Below are 13,882 nucleotides of genomic sequence, written 5' to 3'. Positions count from 1 at the left end.
TTATAATATAGACACTCGCCAAGGTAACTAAAACTTCATAGATTTGCTAACAACGGAGTCTCGCTCCATGGCTATCTTATGTTGAAGTTTTGAAGCTCAGTAATTAAGTTTACTGGGCTTTTTTATTGTCTAAATTTTGCTACCCTCGTGAGTGAGGGTGCGAAACATTTTATTACTTCAGCTCGATGTTAACGCATCGGGCTTTTTTATTGCCTGAGATTTAACAATGACTGACTCACCAAAGCGTCTAGATCGACAAGTCTTTGATGACTACGGTACGTGCTACTGCGTCGATGACTACGATAATGGTGATGAGATAATCGGTATCGGTGGCGATGAGTATCAAGCTATTGCAGATGCTGAGAGTCAGTTTAAACAGAGATATAAGCATGATGATTGATGAGGATTGGGAGCTGTGAGCAATAAGCATATAGCCCTAACATTAATGTCAGCAACTTAATCTAAGGACTTAACTATGGATAACCAACATACAAGAATAAGCGGCTATCGAGACTTAACACAAGAAGAATTCGACTTGATGAATCGCTCAAAAGCATTAGCTAGTGAAGTGGGCGACTTTATCGAGCACTTAAGTAAAACAGGCTATGAAGATAAGCGATGGCTAGCTATTGCTAAGACTGACTTACAAAAAGGCTTTATGTCGTTGACTCGTAGTATTGCTAAGCCTAGTACATTCTAAATTAATTAAACGTCGGAGGGCGTATGACAGACAAAACGCCTGAGGGCGAATTAGAAATTAAATATCGCAAGACAAGCGAGCTGATACCGTATGTAAATAACTCTCGCACACATAACGATGAGCAGGTTAATCAGATTGCAGCGAGCATCAAAGAATTTGGATTTACAAATCCCGTTTTGATTGATGAGACAGGCGGCATTATTGCGGGTCATGGTCGATTGATGGCTGCTAACAAGTTAAACATGGACGCAGTGCCTACGATTACTCTAGCAGGGCTGACAGAAGCGCAGCGTAAGGCTTATGTGATTGCTGACAACAAGATAGCGCTTAACGCTGATTGGGATATTGAGTTATTAAAAATCGAGATAGACAACTTAAGAGATTTAGATTTTGATATTGAGCTTATCGGTTTTGATGAAGACGATTTGTTAGATTTATTTGACAAAAATGAAATTGATGAAGACTCTGTGTTAATCGAACATGACGAAGTTTCAGATAGTGAGAAGTTTTTATTGTTAGTTGAATATGACAACGAAAGTCAGTTAGAAAAGGCATTCAACGAGGCGCAACAAAAGGGATTTAAATGCAAAATTATAGAGTAAGGCTAGAGAGTCCTGTATCAACAAGTTTCAGATGTCAAAAAGCAGCAGACAGCCTTGATATAGATGTTGCAAAAAAATCAGTACATGAGTTGTCTGTAGATGCAGATATTACAACACCTTTCAATGTAGGTCTGATTGTCGGAGCAAGTGGATCAGGAAAAACTACTTTAGCTAAGCAAATATTTGGCGATGAGGTATTTGATTTTAAGTATGACCCTACAAAGCCTGTAATCGAGCAGTTTCCTGATGATATGAGCTACGATGAGTGCGCAAAGCTATTATCAGGCATTGGACTAACATCAGTGCCATGTTGGATTAGACCAATATACACACTATCTAATGGACAAACAGCACGAGCAATAGCAGCCTTGCAGATGGCTAGTAGCGATGTGTTTGTTGTAGACGAATGGACGTCTGTTGTAGATAGGACAGTTGCCAAGGCTATGTCTAATTGTTTGCAAAAGTTTGCACGCAAGAATAATAAAACAGTAATAGCATTATCATGTCATTACGATGTGTTTGAGTGGTTAAATCCTGATTGGATGATTGACTGTAATAAGCAAGAGTATGTTGAACGGAGGTTGCTTTGGCAAGACTACAAGCGACAAGAGCGGCTTGAGTTTACAATCAGGGAGTGCGACAGCAAATCTTGGAAGTATTTTAGCAAGTATCACTATCTAAGTCAGACACTGCCCTTTGGTCATGTTAGGTTTTATGGAATGTATCACAATAATGAGCAGATAGGATTCATCTGTTATGCAAACTATGTGCCTTACCAAAAAAACAAAGGCAAAAAAATGCAGATGCACTTCAATCGAGTAGTCATCCATCCTGATTATGTAGGCTTAGGCTTGGGTGAATACTTAATCAATGAAACAGCGAGAGAGATGAGCAAGCAAGGCTTTGATGTACGAAGTAAGTTTTCAAGCGTTCCGACGCACAAAATATTACAACGCACACCTAAGCTATGGAAGCTGATCAATGTGCAGAGGTTTGCCAAAATAAACACCAAGGGAACAAACCGAAAGCCTAATCAAGGCTTTAGAGATAAGGTTAAGACATATTCTTATCAGTATCTAGGCTAACTCCAATACAAGCTATTTGATTTGTTTTATGTTTGTATATATCAATAGCGGCTTGAGGTGCTTGATTTATATTAATGACTGTAAAGTTAGTGATGACTGCTAGTATGCGCTCACCGTTATAACCTAGAGATAAATTCATAAGCCTGCCTATTGTGCAGGTTTTTTCATTCCATTGCTTGCCATAAGCACGATATTCAACAGTTTTTTCATTGTTCTTAAACTGCAAAAAATATTCTTTTTTAAGTGGACAAAATAATGGCTTCATACCTAATTCCTTAGTTGGTTGTAGTGAGGCACAAACATACCACAGCTGAACAAATAAGGGAGGAGGTCGATGACTAGTAAAAACAAAGGCGGCAGACCTGCTATTGAGCTAACTGATGAGCAAATTGTACAAGTTGAGAGTTTAGCTGCTGTCTTGAGCAAAGAGCAGATGTGCGATTATTTTGGTATTGCCAACAATACTTTTGACGCTATTTGCGAGAGACAACCAGAGGTTTTTGAAAGATATAAAAGAGGTAAGTCCAAAGCTATTGCATCAGTTGCCGGCAACTTGATAGGTCAGGCTCAAGCAGGCAACACAACAGCCGCTATTTTTTATCTTAAGACTCAAGCAGGTTGGAAAGAGACTCAAGTCGTCGACAACTTATCTAGCGATGGGTCGATGAGTCCACCTAAAGTCGAGCGAATCATAGTAGACCCAAAAAATGACACTACAGATACCTACAGCTAGAGTTTTTGTGCCCTTGCTTAATAAAGCTAGGTTTAAGGGCGCAAAAGGCGGCAGGGGTAGTGGTAAGTCACACTTTTTTGCCGAGCGACTGGTTGAGCGCATGGCAACCGAGCCTGATTTAAAATGGGTGTGTATCCGAGAGGTGCAAAAGTCACTGCGCTTTAGCTCAAAATCTCTAATCGAGAGTAAGCTGCGCATACATGGCGTTAGCCACCTATTTGATATACAACGTGACTTGATAAAGCACAAGACTGGCAGCGGTGTTATTACGTTTAATGGTATGCAAGACCATACCGCTGATAGTATCAAATCACTAGAGGGGTTTGATGGCGCATGGATTGAGGAAGGTCAGTCTTTAAGCGCTAGATCGTGGGAATTGCTAGAACCTACAATTAGGACTGAGGATAGCGAGATATGGGCAACGTGGAATCCTGACCAGCCGACCGACCCAGTAGATGCTTTTTTTAATGAGCACGCTGATGACAGCGATGTCATCTTGGTGCACGCTGATTTACACGACAACCCGTTTGCATCAGCAACGCTTTGGCAATCTTACAAGCGTGATAGAGATAGAGCGCTAAAACATCAAGCATTAGGCGATAAGGGCGCATGGGCGAGATTTCTGCACGTCTGGCATGGCGCTCATGATACAAACAGCGAGGCAATAATACTCGCAGGTCATTACACAGTGGAGGAGTTTGAGCCACAACCACAATGGCATCCTAATTTTGGCGTGGACTGGGGCTTTGCTGCTGACCCTACGACCATGATTGAGACTTACCTGCACGACCGTATTTTATATATTTACAATGAAGCATATGGTGAGCATATTGAGACGGTCGATTTGCCCAAGTTATTTAGCAAGATTGAGCGAGCGAATAAGCACAAGATATATGCTGACAACGCAAGACCTGAGCAAATAAGCCATTGTAAGCGCCACGGATACCCTCAGATGACCTCGTGCAAAAAATGGTCGGGCAGTGTTGAGGATGGCATCAGTTGGCTTAGAGGATTAGATAACATCGTCATACACCCTCAGTGCAAAAATACGATAGCTGAGGCCGGTAAATGGCAATTTAAGGTCGATAAATATACTGGCGATGTTTTGTCTGAGGTGGTCGATGAACATAACCATTGTTGGGATGCTATTAGATATGGCAATCAATCAGCAATTATGGGTAAAAACACCAAGCAATCATACGCATTCGCAGGACGGAGAACGTTTTAATGGCTAGACTGATAAGCAGGCTCACAAGTGCACTAGCACGCACTGCACAGCCCGTATCAACGGCTGTTAAGCGTGTTGTAGCTACAACTGGCGGCGATCTAATTAGTGAGCAAGCGACATCTCAATACAATGATTTTTTTGACAACATTGTAAGAGTCGATACTGACGAGGTATTAAAAAAAGTTGGCATCTCAAGACATCATCTAGAGACGCTGCTTTTTGATGACGAGATTGACTATCATGTTGAGCGCCGATTCGAGAATCTGACTCAAGCAGGGTACATACTATCTCCCAGCGAGGGCGAGGCAGCTGACTTTATCTACAGTCAACTAGACATGCATTTAGAGCCGCTGCTTACTGCTGCTCTTAATGCTAAGTTGTATGGCTATAGTGTCTGCGAGCTTGTATGGACATCAACTGAGCGCGCTAAAGTCATCAAAACGTATATCGGTAAGGATGAGTACGGTAAAGACCAGTATAGCTATGATTACAACGGTCGTAGCATTACTAAAGAGCAATATGACGGATTGTTTAACGTCGGCTTCGTCTATCCTGAGATAATTGTCGAAAAACCGATGGAGTGGTTCGAGCCTAAGCATGGCGGTCGTTTGCTATGGTTTCCCGAAACCTACGGACAGCCTGTCGAGGTTGATACTAAGTACAGGTTTTTATTACAGCAACACAGACCGACGTACAAAAATCCTAAGGGCAAAGCGATCTTGAGTCGTGTCTACTGGCTCTGGTATTTTAAAAAGAGCGGTTGGCAATTTTGGTCTAAGTTTTTAGAGCGTTTTGGCGCGCCTCTGCTTATTGGTACAACCCAAGGAGACACTAATGCATTAGTTGACGCACTAGCAACAGCTCACAATCAGTCTATTGTTGCAATGCCTGACGGTGACGACGTTAAGGCGATAGCAGCGTCAGGCAACGGCGAGGCATTTAAAGCGTATGACGAGGCTATCAACAAGCGTATTGCTAAGTACATATCGGGTCAGACGCTAACAAGCGGCACTGATGGCGGTGGCACATACGGTCAAGGTAAAGTACACCAAGACCAGCAAGAGATTGTATTTGGTAGCGACAAAAAGTTTGCAACTAAGTACGTACAGCGCATCATCGATGTTATCTGTGAGGTCAACGGGTTTGAGTCAGTCGAGTTTGAGTTTAAGATTGAAAAAGGTCTGCAGACCGACCGCGCTGAGCGTGACGAGAAGCTGACAAGGCAAGGCGTTAACTTTAGTAAAGACTACTACGTTGATACTTATGATATCCGTGAGGAGTATATCCAAGGCGTCAGCGAATCAAGCCCTGTGGTCCCTGCTATTGATATGAGCGCTAAAAAGATGGGCTTTAGGGCTGATACGACAGCGCCTATTAATCCTGTTACTCAATACACCCCTGAGCAGCAAGAGCTTGAGAAACTAGCAGATTATGCGCTAGATAACGCTCAGTCGCCCTTACCGATGGACAGGCTACTATCCGCTATGCGAGACGCTAACGACGAATCTGAGCTAGCTGAGAAGCTTACAGCTATCGTCGGAAGTGATATTGTCGGTAGTGACTTTGCATTGCTGACCGAAGCTTATTTGAAAGCGTCGAGTCTACATGGCGTGGTCGATGAACATAGCGAGCCTGATGATGATTAATTATAAGACTGCTAAGCTTGATAATTGCAATAACCCCTATCCAATTTTATTTATAGATGATGAGGGTAGCAGGATATCAGTGGATTTAATAGCGCCTAACTCAGATCATGTGCCGTACAGTGTTAATTTGTCAGTAGATGATGCTAGAGGACTCGCTAAAGTGCTAATGGACGCTGCTGACAGGATTGATAATGATTAAGCGAATACTTAAAGCAGTGCTTAGAGAGTTTGTGTGTGATGGTGAGCAGGTAAAGGTGGTTGTTATGCCTGTTTACACTGAGCATGGTACTTGCAATATACCCAAGCGAAATTATCTTGAACCCTGACATTGGTGTGGTGCACCTGCGGTCAAACCGAGGGTTGATAGGCCTCGAAAGCCTACTTGCTGCCGATGCGCTCAGTTAAGTATATCTGAAAGATACGAGGTAGCAAAAGAAAGACGTAGGTCAAAAGTCTGTTCCTCACTCATGCCGAAAAGTTCTATCAAACCTGTCTTAAGAGAGTGGTAGCCATGATATAGTAAGCTATCGTTTATGGGAGGGTTTATGAGCAATACTGATACAAAATTAACTGATGAGCAACTAACTAAGTTAGATGAGTATTTAGCGGTTATGGTTAGACGTCAAATGGAGTCTGTGACAGTTGACTCAATGATGCGGCTACAAAGGCTGTCTGATAAAGAGCGGCCAATATTGTTTGGGGAACTAATAGAGTGGAGATTCGCTAAATACAATCCCGCACTGCCTTTAGTTAATTTGTAGACCAATCTTAATTAGCAACAAGCCCCACGTTAGTGGGGTTTTTTATTGCCGACAATAAAATAAGAGGCGGTGCATGTTCGACGTTAAATTTATCGAAGCCATAGCCTATGCGCTGAGCCGAGATTATCTCTTGAGTAATGAATATTACAACGAGATAACGGCTATACAGCGTAAGCGGACCGTGTCTATAGCAGGTTTGGCACAGATTGAGCAAGTCAAGCATGTCATGGAGCAAGTCAACAAGACGCTAGACAGCGGTGAGACGTTTGAGCAGTTTTTAAAGCACGTTGAAAGCGGTAAGATTGATGTTAATTTGCCACGTCACCGACTAGACAATATTTTTAGAACTAATATCCAGTCGGCTTACAATCACGGCAAATGGCAGCAGCAGCAAAAGACAAAAGACTATCGACCGTACTTGATGTATGACGCGATTAATGACAATCGCACTCGACCAGAGCATCATGCGTTAGACGAGACAGTGAGGCACATTGATGATCCGTGGTGGCAGACTCACTACACGCCCAATGGCTATCGCTGTAGATGCACAACTCGCTCGCTGACTCGCAAACAAGCCGAGAAATACGGCATTACGTCAGATGAGGACTTGCCAAAAGGTGGTCCGGATAGCGAAGAATGGAGGCAATCGCCGAGTCAGTATAACGATATCATGGATGCCAAGGTCAATCAAAAGCTTGCCGAGGTCACATTGCAGTATTTTAAAAATAAGACGGTTGGCGACAATCTAGTGCAAGCCGCGGTTAAGATTAAAAGCGCTGTCACTGAGCTGCTAGAGTCTCCTGTGGTTGATTTGAGCGTGTACATAGCGGAGGCTGAGAAGCTGCTTAGCGAGGGTGAGTGATTAGCATTGATGCAGTGAGCGACAAGGCAAAAAATCTATAAACAGTCCTCAAACATGGTAAAATAGGCTGTGTTTTGGAGGGTTTGAGATGGGTAAAATCAGAGTAGAACAAGATAACAATTTTAACCTAAGCCTATGCTTAGAAAATCTTAACGGTCGATGTGCTGATATAATTGTTGGCGATGGTTATGACCATATAAATATTGAGGTCGACAAATGGCCTGAGGTCAAAGCCGCTATTGATAAGTTGATTGCTGAGCGAGGCAAGCCGCCTGAGATGACACATTTTGAGCGAACAGGCGTTCTAATTGACCCACTTTAAGCCCACATGGAAATCAGAGCCGATAACATTTGATGTGTATGTCAAGGTCATGCCAAAAGTGTACAAGTTTGCAGACAAGCACAAGATAGACGTTGGCAAAGTCAAATGCACAATCAAAGATGGTAATTACGTCTGTATCGCAGTGACTGATATAGCTAAGATTAACTGGATAGTTATTGAGCTATAACCCGTATTAACACATACAACCGCCCAAAAGGGCGGTTTTTTATTGCCAGTTTTTAACAAATACCCTTAATTGGGTTCGTTTTAAGCCCTGATGACAACTCCACTCCAGTTATCGGAGTTTTTTATATGCAACGCTTTGGGGTTGGTAGTGTTTTCTACCTTCGGCTATCAGCCCCTCTTTTTTAAAGGTAGAACGTCATGAGAGTAGAAACTTATGTCTGATTTAGTTGTAATAGAAAACCAAGTTGCTTTTACAAATAGCCTTGCGATTGCTGATGGAACGGGAAATCAGCATAAAAACGTATTGGCAATGATTCGTAAGCATAAAGATTACTTAGATAAATTCAGCCCTTTGGCGTTTAAAACGCTGATGGGCAAACCCTTGCCACAAGGGGGCTTTGCTAGACCTACAGAGGTGGCTTTATTAACAGAGGAGCAAGCAACCTTTTTGATGACCCTATTAAGAAACTCGCCAAAAGTGGTTAAGTTTAAATTTGACTTAGTGCAAGCCTTTTTTAAAGCACGTGATTTGCTAATGACAGGACAAATGGGTTTAATGCAAAAACACGCTATTTTGTCCCTTGCATTACAAGATGAAAAAGATTTAGCCAGTGAGTGCGGTAAGGGGTTGGCTGACTGGAAACGCAAGCGAGATAGTCTACAATCTGCAATCTTAGCCGTTGAACGGCAAATGCAACCCGAACTAACTAACTTTGAGACCGCCTACGAGGCGGTTTTTTAATGGGTGGAATTTATGAAAGTAAAATTTGAACACACAGCATGGCTTGGCATTTGCCCTGTCTATGTGAGATTTAGCGATGAGGGTTACGACTTTATCATGCCGAGAACAAACCCTTTTGGATTTAAGCACATTGTTTTATCTGTGTTAATGGATATTAGCGAATTTATCTATGATTTATTGCGTAGTGATGGTGTGCCGTTAACTCGCATTAAAGAGCTAGAACAGCCAATTTACTTTGATTTACCTGATTTTGACCAGCCCACCTAGTGTGGGTTTTTTAATTGGTGAAATATGAATTACTGCGTAGAGATTAGCGAGCCTGTCATTCGTTGCGTCATATTTCTAATAGCTACATGGCTTGGCGTTCGGATGGACAAGTTTATTTATTCGCCACCTGCCCCTAACGCACGACGACACAACTGCATGGGCGTTCCTATTCCCAAGAAAGGCGAATGCAAGCCTATGCCACCACTTAAAAAACCTATGAAATAAGTAAGGTTAATTATGAACTTAAAAGCGCAGATACAGCATGACATTGAGCGTCATGAGCTGATGGCATGTTATGACCTGCAAGGCTCATTAAACATCATCAACTTTGCTCGCATTGGCAAAGGTGAGCCTAGCGAGGTTGCAGGATATCGTGTTGCTGACGGCGTCGCTACTGTCTATGTCCGAGGTCTGCTAGTGCCCAAGATGGATGTGGATTTTAGCGACTGGGGCATTACTGGTTATAACCATATTGCTGAGTATATCGAGCAAGCCAATGCCGACCCTATGGTCAACTCTATCGTCTTAGATATCGACTCAGGCGGTGGTTATGTCGCAGGGATTGAGGGTCCGACGGAAGCCATCTACCAGTCAACAAAACCCATTGAGACTTTTGTTAGCGGCGATATGTACTCAGCGGCTTATTGGTTGGGAGCATCGGCTAAAAAAATTACAGCGACTAAGACAAGTGGTATTGGTTCTATTGGCGTCTACGTTGTACACGCTGAGGAATCTCAAGCTCTAGCTAATCATGGTATCACTTACTCAATGTTTAGATCGGGCAAGTGGAAAGGGTCGTTTAACTCATTTACTCCCTTGTCAGATGACGAAAAAGAGCGACTGCAGCAAGGTGTTAATGAGTCAGCAAGCAACTTTTTTAATCATGTGGCAGCCAATCGTGATTTAGACGCTAAGACTATTAAGGGTTGGGAGGGCGACACATTTAACGCTCAACAAGCAAAAGACTACGGACTAATTGACTCAATAGCGAGCCAAGCAGCCACCTATACCGCATTAAATACTTATCAAATGTCTGAGGAGGACAGTATGACAGAGTTAGAGCAGGCGCAAGCCAAGATTGCTGAGCTACAGAGCGCCCAAGCGCTCGCTGAGCAAGCAAAACAAGCCGCTGAAGCAAAAGCCAAGGCTGCTGAAGATGCGCTGAAAGACATCAAAGCCAAGGCGCGTGAAGCTCAGATTAATGAGCTTGCCGAACTGACAGGCAAAGAGTTTACAGCAGAAGAAAAATCAGATTTTGCAGACATGACTGACCGTCAATTTGCAAGCGCTTTTAACACAGCCAAGGCTATCAAAGAGTCAGCGCCAAAAATGCCCATCTCGTTTACCGACGAGCAAGCAAATCAAGGTCAGACGCTAATTCCAGGTTCTGGCATCGACGCACGATTTGAAGCTGCAAAGCAAGCAGCACAAGCAAAATTAGGAGCTTAATATGCCTGAATTAACTTATCAAACTACCGAGCCGTTGGTGCTAAGTCCTGTTGGCGTACAAACCAACTCATTTATGCCAACTGCCGATACCGATTATAAGCGTGGTGACCTATTGGTGCTTAGCGCCGAGGGTGCACTGACACACACAGCGGACCATGCAGACTGGACTGTCGTTTGTCTAGACGACTGTACAGCCGCACAAGCCAACAAGCAAATTGAGGCTAAGGTGGGTATTTCTGTTTACACGCACGGCGAGATTAATCTTAACGCTGTGACAGCTAACGGTACTTTGTTAAACGATACGCAAAAAACGACTGCACGAGCGCACTCAGCACTTAGTACGTCAATTACATTACGCAAGCCGCAAAACGGCAAGGGGGTATAACATGGCTGTAACAGTTAAATTTAAGGGTAAAGACGTTGAACTGCTCGACCAGTCGCAAATCTTGTTTATATACGACAAAAGCCTTAAGCAAGACGACTGGGTTATTAATACTTTTTACCCAAACAAAAAACGCTTTGCTGACAAAGACACTGTAGACTTCGGTAAGCTTGAGACTACTGACTTACTAGCGCCTTTCGTTACCGCTGAAGCAAAAGCGGTGCAGATTGGCAAAAGCGGCTCATACAGCACGCATGAAGTCGAAGCAGCTTATTTAAAGCCTGCCCGAGCAATCACTCCGACATCTGTACCGGATGCTTACATTGAGTCTGTCTTGATTCAATGGGGCTTCTTGAATGAGAACAATGTCAATCTTGGCAATATGAGCAATGCTGAAAAGCTACGGTTATGTCAGATGACAAACGCTATGCTCAATCGCACAGCTATTGATAATCGTAAAAAGTTGATGGCGCTAGACGTGTTGTTTAAGGGTTATACTGAGTATCAATCTGAAAACTACAACTACTACAAAGCTGATTTCCGTCGTGACTCTAACATGACTTACCGTGTTACTACCGATTGGGATGATAAAAGCGCTAAGGTTGTGACCGATCTAGACACAGCATTAGGTCGCATGTTTGATGTAGCAGGTGTTCAGCCTGAGATTATCTTATCAACAAGCAAGGCTTTAAATTTAGCGCTTAAAAACGAGGAATTTCAGGAGCGTTTTACTAAAGCTGACGGCTCTAATACTCCTGATAATACACTAATGCCGTCATTTATGCGTACCAAGCAAGCTAAGCTCAAAGGCACACTTGACGGTGTCGAATGGTGGGTATTTGATGCTAAGCACACGCTAAATGGTGACGCTGAGCACTACGTCAATCCTAAAAACGTCTATCTAATTGCTGACCTAAACGGTACTCAGTGCCAGTGTCAGATTAAGCATTTGGATGTGATGGGCGCACCACTTGACTACTATGAGTATGTCGATGTTAGTAAAAACCCAAGTGTCATTCAGCAAATTGCCGACTCAGCGCCGCTGATGGCCCCGAGTATGTCAAACGGTGTTATGACATTGCAAGTTTTAGCTTAAATTAACAAGCAATAATCAGCCCCTTAATTGGGGCTTTTTGTTGCCCGAATGGAGACGATTATGGCGACTTATATTGCCACACAGGGCGTCGGTGAGTTTATGGCAGGAGACGAGGTGTCAGGCTTTAATGCTGCTCAGATTAAGACGTTTTTAGCTGAGGGTGTCATCAAAGAGATTGACGAGCCTAAGCCTGCGCCCAAGCGCACTACTAAAGCGGACGATAAGGAGGGCTAATCACAATGACTAAATACATTGCAACACAATCCGTCGGTCACTTTAAGACTGGCGATGAGGTCAAAGGTCTGACTGATAAGCGAGCTAAAGAGCTGCTAGAGGGCGGAGCTATCAAGATTGATGAGACTGCTGATAAAGGACCAGTCAAGACCACTAAGACGGCGACTAAGACCAAATCTGAGGATAAGTAAATGGCAGACATGCTTGAAGTAAACACTCAAGCGCCATTTGATGCTTATGCGACGCGCAACGACCTCATTAATCGCTACAGCATGACCGAGGTGTTAGAGCTTGAATCAATGCACGGCAACGGCTCTGAGACGATCTCAGCGGCTCTCTCAGATGCCACGACCGTCATGAATGGTTATCTAGCTAAGCGCTATCGATTGCCGCTTAATCCAGCTGCTGATTTAAAAATCTACTGCTGCGACATTGCTAGATATCATCTCTACAAAAACCAAGCTACAGATGAGGTCAGAAATCGCTACAAAGACGCTATCAAGTGGCTTGAGTCAGTGGTCGCTGACAAAGTTGATGTTAGCTACAACACACCGCTGACAGACGACGAGCATCAAGCGACGCGTGTTGCACCGGCAGTACCGATAGGTGACAGCTATAAAGGCTCTGTTTTTGGCGATGATGTTTTTGCAGCAATGCCGACAGTGGGTGACGCATGGACGTATCGGTAAGTTTTGGCGGTGAGCTGAGTAACGTTAATCTTGGCTCATTGCTAGGTATGACACCCGAGCGTATGAGTCAGTTTGGCGACTTGGCGGGCGCTCAGATGGTCGAGAACACAATCACGCGGTTTGAAAACCAAGCAAGCCCTGATGGTGTGCCTTGGAAACCGTCCAGACGAGCAATTGCTCAAGGCGGCGAGACGCTTAGAGACACTGGGCGACTGATGAACTCGATAACCTTTGTGTCGCTGCCTGATGGTGTGGAGTGGGGCACTAACGTGATTTATGCTCCTATCCACCAGTTTGGCGGTGTTATCAGGGCTAAAAATGGTCGCTATCTGCGCTTTACTAATGCGCTTGGCGTCTCTGTGTTTACAGAGTCGGTGATGATGCCTGCACGACCATATCTAGGTGTCTCATTGAGTGACATTGACGAGCTGTCAGAGGTCTTACATTACGTTTTAGGGAGTAGTAATGACAGATAACTACTTTGCTACAGGGCTTGGTCTTATCGAGCATCTGAGGGCAATGCAGAGCGAATGGGGCGTTAAAACCGTCGAGACAGTCGCAGCAGTCAATCAGATTAACAAAAACATCACTCCTGCGCTCTATGTCGTCAACACGAGCAACAATCCAACCGACACAGTCGAGGGTATGGATTCAATGGACACGCAGCAATGGACAGTCGTAGTCGCTGTATCACACGCAGCAGCACAGACTAACACAACTGAGCTGATGAAAATTGGCGGCGAGCTAATTACCAAGGTTATTAACCACGTACAAGGTTATGCCGTTGATGATTACCATTTACCGCTTAAACGAGTCCGCACTGCTGGACGCCCCGAGTACTTTAGCACTTTTGGCTTATACCCTTTTACTTTTGAGACTCAATTTACGCCTTAGGAGG

Annotated in this window: 22 protein-coding genes; 21 read left to right on the top strand and 1 reads right to left on the bottom strand. The window is 43.8% G+C overall.

The window, feature by feature from the left end; genetic code table 11:
* Positions 1-226: 226 nt before the first annotated feature.
* The 4 genes from EGV92_RS13830 (at position 227) to EGV92_RS01225 (ending at position 2,387) form a co-directional block, all read left to right on the top strand.
* Positions 227-400 (top strand): hypothetical protein, encoded by a 174-nt coding sequence (locus tag EGV92_RS13830; protein ID WP_165525532.1) that lies wholly within the window; start codon positions 227-229, stop codon positions 398-400.
* A 75-nt stretch (positions 401-475) separates the two neighbouring features.
* Positions 476-700: an Acb2/Tad1 domain-containing protein gene (locus EGV92_RS01235; RefSeq protein ID WP_131667396.1), complete on the top strand. Its 225-nt coding sequence runs from the start codon at positions 476-478 to the stop codon at positions 698-700.
* 23 nt (positions 701-723) lie between these two features.
* Positions 724-1,302, top strand: a complete 579-nt coding sequence (locus EGV92_RS01230; RefSeq protein ID WP_131667395.1) for a ParB/Srx family N-terminal domain-containing protein — start codon at positions 724-726, stop codon at positions 1,300-1,302.
* The gene (locus EGV92_RS01225; protein WP_131667394.1) at positions 1,284-2,387 is read left to right on the top strand and encodes a GNAT family N-acetyltransferase; all 1,104 of its coding nucleotides are present in this window, start codon (positions 1,284-1,286) and stop codon (positions 2,385-2,387) included. The genes EGV92_RS01230 and EGV92_RS01225 overlap by 19 nt, the downstream gene beginning before the upstream one ends.
* Here the strand turns inward: EGV92_RS01225 and EGV92_RS01220 are convergent.
* Complete coding sequence (locus EGV92_RS01220; RefSeq protein ID WP_131667393.1) at positions 2,356-2,652, bottom strand: hypothetical protein; 297 nt, start codon at positions 2,650-2,652, stop codon at positions 2,356-2,358. The genes EGV92_RS01225 and EGV92_RS01220 overlap by 32 nt on opposite strands.
* A 69-nt stretch (positions 2,653-2,721) precedes the next feature.
* Here EGV92_RS01220 and EGV92_RS01215 point away from each other — a divergent pair, with 69 nt between their 5' ends.
* The 17 genes from EGV92_RS01215 (at position 2,722) to EGV92_RS01130 (ending at position 13,878) form a co-directional block, all read left to right on the top strand.
* Complete coding sequence (locus EGV92_RS01215; protein WP_131667392.1) at positions 2,722-3,120, top strand: hypothetical protein; 399 nt, start codon at positions 2,722-2,724, stop codon at positions 3,118-3,120.
* A complete protein-coding gene (locus tag EGV92_RS01210; RefSeq protein WP_131667391.1) occupies positions 3,095-4,348 on the top strand; it encodes a PBSX family phage terminase large subunit in 1,254 nt (417 codons plus the stop codon). The genes EGV92_RS01215 and EGV92_RS01210 overlap by 26 nt, the downstream gene beginning before the upstream one ends.
* A complete protein-coding gene (locus tag EGV92_RS01205) occupies positions 4,348-5,994 on the top strand; it encodes a phage portal protein family protein (protein WP_131667390.1) in 1,647 nt (548 codons plus the stop codon). Before EGV92_RS01210 ends, EGV92_RS01205 begins: the two co-directional genes overlap by 1 nt.
* A gap of 545 nt (positions 5,995-6,539) precedes the next feature.
* Positions 6,540-6,755, top strand: a complete 216-nt coding sequence (locus EGV92_RS01200) for a hypothetical protein (protein ID WP_131667389.1) — start codon at positions 6,540-6,542, stop codon at positions 6,753-6,755.
* Positions 6,756-6,828: 73 nt separating this feature from the next.
* Positions 6,829-7,617, top strand: a complete 789-nt coding sequence (locus EGV92_RS01195) for a phage head morphogenesis protein (protein WP_131667388.1) — start codon at positions 6,829-6,831, stop codon at positions 7,615-7,617.
* Positions 7,618-7,705: 88 nt separating this feature from the next.
* Positions 7,706-7,939, top strand: coding sequence for a hypothetical protein (locus tag EGV92_RS01190; RefSeq protein WP_131667387.1), 234 nt, complete (start codon positions 7,706-7,708; stop codon positions 7,937-7,939).
* Positions 7,940-8,339: 400 nt separating this feature from the next.
* On the top strand, positions 8,340-8,867 hold the full coding sequence (locus EGV92_RS01180; RefSeq protein ID WP_131667385.1) for a Rha family transcriptional regulator: 528 nt from the start codon (positions 8,340-8,342) through the stop codon (positions 8,865-8,867).
* Positions 8,868-8,879: 12 nt separating this feature from the next.
* Positions 8,880-9,134, top strand: coding sequence for a hypothetical protein (locus tag EGV92_RS01175; RefSeq protein ID WP_131667384.1), 255 nt, complete (start codon positions 8,880-8,882; stop codon positions 9,132-9,134).
* Positions 9,135-9,158: 24 nt separating this feature from the next.
* Positions 9,159-9,359: a hypothetical protein gene (locus EGV92_RS01170; RefSeq protein WP_131667383.1), complete on the top strand. Its 201-nt coding sequence runs from the start codon at positions 9,159-9,161 to the stop codon at positions 9,357-9,359.
* Between the two features lie 12 nt (positions 9,360-9,371).
* Positions 9,372-10,583: a S49 family peptidase gene (locus EGV92_RS01165; RefSeq protein WP_131667382.1), complete on the top strand. Its 1,212-nt coding sequence runs from the start codon at positions 9,372-9,374 to the stop codon at positions 10,581-10,583.
* Between the two features lies 1 nt (position 10,584).
* The gene (locus EGV92_RS01160) at positions 10,585-10,968 is read left to right on the top strand and encodes a hypothetical protein (RefSeq protein WP_131667381.1); all 384 of its coding nucleotides are present in this window, start codon (positions 10,585-10,587) and stop codon (positions 10,966-10,968) included.
* Position 10,969: 1 nt separating this feature from the next.
* Positions 10,970-12,061 (top strand): major capsid protein, encoded by a 1,092-nt coding sequence (locus EGV92_RS01155; protein WP_131667380.1) that lies wholly within the window; start codon positions 10,970-10,972, stop codon positions 12,059-12,061.
* Between the two features lie 60 nt (positions 12,062-12,121).
* Positions 12,122-12,295, top strand: coding sequence for a hypothetical protein (locus EGV92_RS01150; protein ID WP_165525524.1), 174 nt, complete (start codon positions 12,122-12,124; stop codon positions 12,293-12,295).
* A gap of 5 nt (positions 12,296-12,300) precedes the next feature.
* Positions 12,301-12,486 (top strand): hypothetical protein, encoded by a 186-nt coding sequence (locus tag EGV92_RS01145; protein ID WP_131667378.1) that lies wholly within the window; start codon positions 12,301-12,303, stop codon positions 12,484-12,486.
* Positions 12,487-12,984, top strand: a complete 498-nt coding sequence (locus tag EGV92_RS01140) for a gp436 family protein (RefSeq protein ID WP_131667377.1) — start codon at positions 12,487-12,489, stop codon at positions 12,982-12,984. It abuts the gene before it with no gap.
* Positions 12,969-13,460 (top strand): phage virion morphogenesis protein, encoded by a 492-nt coding sequence (locus EGV92_RS01135; RefSeq protein ID WP_131667376.1) that lies wholly within the window; start codon positions 12,969-12,971, stop codon positions 13,458-13,460. Before EGV92_RS01140 ends, EGV92_RS01135 begins: the two co-directional genes overlap by 16 nt.
* Entirely contained in the window at positions 13,450-13,878 is a 429-nt protein-coding gene (locus EGV92_RS01130; RefSeq protein WP_131667375.1) for a phage tail terminator protein, read from the top strand. The genes EGV92_RS01135 and EGV92_RS01130 overlap by 11 nt, the downstream gene beginning before the upstream one ends.
* The last annotated feature ends 4 nt before the right edge of the window (positions 13,879-13,882 follow it).

The organism is Psychrobacter pygoscelis (assembly GCF_004335015.1).
Lineage (GTDB): Bacteria > Pseudomonadota > Gammaproteobacteria > Pseudomonadales > Moraxellaceae > Psychrobacter > Psychrobacter pygoscelis.
The sequence above is the reverse complement of the archived record's forward strand: the minus strand, read 5'-3'. Positions and strand labels throughout refer to the sequence as shown.

What these genes read in the sequence shown, in the direction of transcription:
- EGV92_RS01225 (WP_131667394.1), top strand. Translation starts at nt 1,284, where the DNA reads ATGCAAAATTATAGAGTAAGGCTAGAGAGTCCTGTATCAACAAGTTTC.
- EGV92_RS01130 (WP_131667375.1), top strand. Translation starts at nt 13,450, where the DNA reads ATGACAGATAACTACTTTGCTACAGGGCTTGGTCTTATCGAGCATCTG.
- EGV92_RS13830 (WP_165525532.1), top strand. Translation starts at nt 227, where the DNA reads ATGACTGACTCACCAAAGCGTCTAGATCGACAAGTCTTTGATGACTAC.
- EGV92_RS01215 (WP_131667392.1), top strand. Translation starts at nt 2,722, where the DNA reads ATGACTAGTAAAAACAAAGGCGGCAGACCTGCTATTGAGCTAACTGAT.
- EGV92_RS01145 (WP_131667378.1), top strand. Translation starts at nt 12,301, where the DNA reads ATGACTAAATACATTGCAACACAATCCGTCGGTCACTTTAAGACTGGC.
- EGV92_RS01190 (WP_131667387.1), top strand. Translation starts at nt 7,706, where the DNA reads ATGGGTAAAATCAGAGTAGAACAAGATAACAATTTTAACCTAAGCCTA.
- EGV92_RS01235 (WP_131667396.1), top strand. Translation starts at nt 476, where the DNA reads ATGGATAACCAACATACAAGAATAAGCGGCTATCGAGACTTAACACAA.
- EGV92_RS01195 (WP_131667388.1), top strand. Translation starts at nt 6,829, where the DNA reads ATGTTCGACGTTAAATTTATCGAAGCCATAGCCTATGCGCTGAGCCGA.
- EGV92_RS01180 (WP_131667385.1), top strand. Translation starts at nt 8,340, where the DNA reads ATGTCTGATTTAGTTGTAATAGAAAACCAAGTTGCTTTTACAAATAGC.
- EGV92_RS01155 (WP_131667380.1), top strand. Translation starts at nt 10,970, where the DNA reads ATGGCTGTAACAGTTAAATTTAAGGGTAAAGACGTTGAACTGCTCGAC.
- EGV92_RS01160 (WP_131667381.1), top strand. Translation starts at nt 10,585, where the DNA reads ATGCCTGAATTAACTTATCAAACTACCGAGCCGTTGGTGCTAAGTCCT.
- EGV92_RS01140 (WP_131667377.1), top strand. Translation starts at nt 12,487, where the DNA reads ATGGCAGACATGCTTGAAGTAAACACTCAAGCGCCATTTGATGCTTAT.
- EGV92_RS01150 (WP_165525524.1), top strand. Translation starts at nt 12,122, where the DNA reads ATGGCGACTTATATTGCCACACAGGGCGTCGGTGAGTTTATGGCAGGA.
- EGV92_RS01170 (WP_131667383.1), top strand. Translation starts at nt 9,159, where the DNA reads ATGAATTACTGCGTAGAGATTAGCGAGCCTGTCATTCGTTGCGTCATA.
- EGV92_RS01210 (WP_131667391.1), top strand. Translation starts at nt 3,095, where the DNA reads ATGACACTACAGATACCTACAGCTAGAGTTTTTGTGCCCTTGCTTAAT.
- EGV92_RS01135 (WP_131667376.1), top strand. Translation starts at nt 12,969, where the DNA reads ATGGACGTATCGGTAAGTTTTGGCGGTGAGCTGAGTAACGTTAATCTT.
- EGV92_RS01230 (WP_131667395.1), top strand. Translation starts at nt 724, where the DNA reads ATGACAGACAAAACGCCTGAGGGCGAATTAGAAATTAAATATCGCAAG.
- EGV92_RS01205 (WP_131667390.1), top strand. Translation starts at nt 4,348, where the DNA reads ATGGCTAGACTGATAAGCAGGCTCACAAGTGCACTAGCACGCACTGCA.
- EGV92_RS01165 (WP_131667382.1), top strand. Translation starts at nt 9,372, where the DNA reads ATGAACTTAAAAGCGCAGATACAGCATGACATTGAGCGTCATGAGCTG.
- EGV92_RS01220 (WP_131667393.1), bottom strand. Translation starts at nt 2,652, where the DNA reads ATGAAGCCATTATTTTGTCCACTTAAAAAAGAATATTTTTTGCAGTTT.
- EGV92_RS01200 (WP_131667389.1), top strand. Translation starts at nt 6,540, where the DNA reads ATGAGCAATACTGATACAAAATTAACTGATGAGCAACTAACTAAGTTA.
- EGV92_RS01175 (WP_131667384.1), top strand. Translation starts at nt 8,880, where the DNA reads ATGAAAGTAAAATTTGAACACACAGCATGGCTTGGCATTTGCCCTGTC.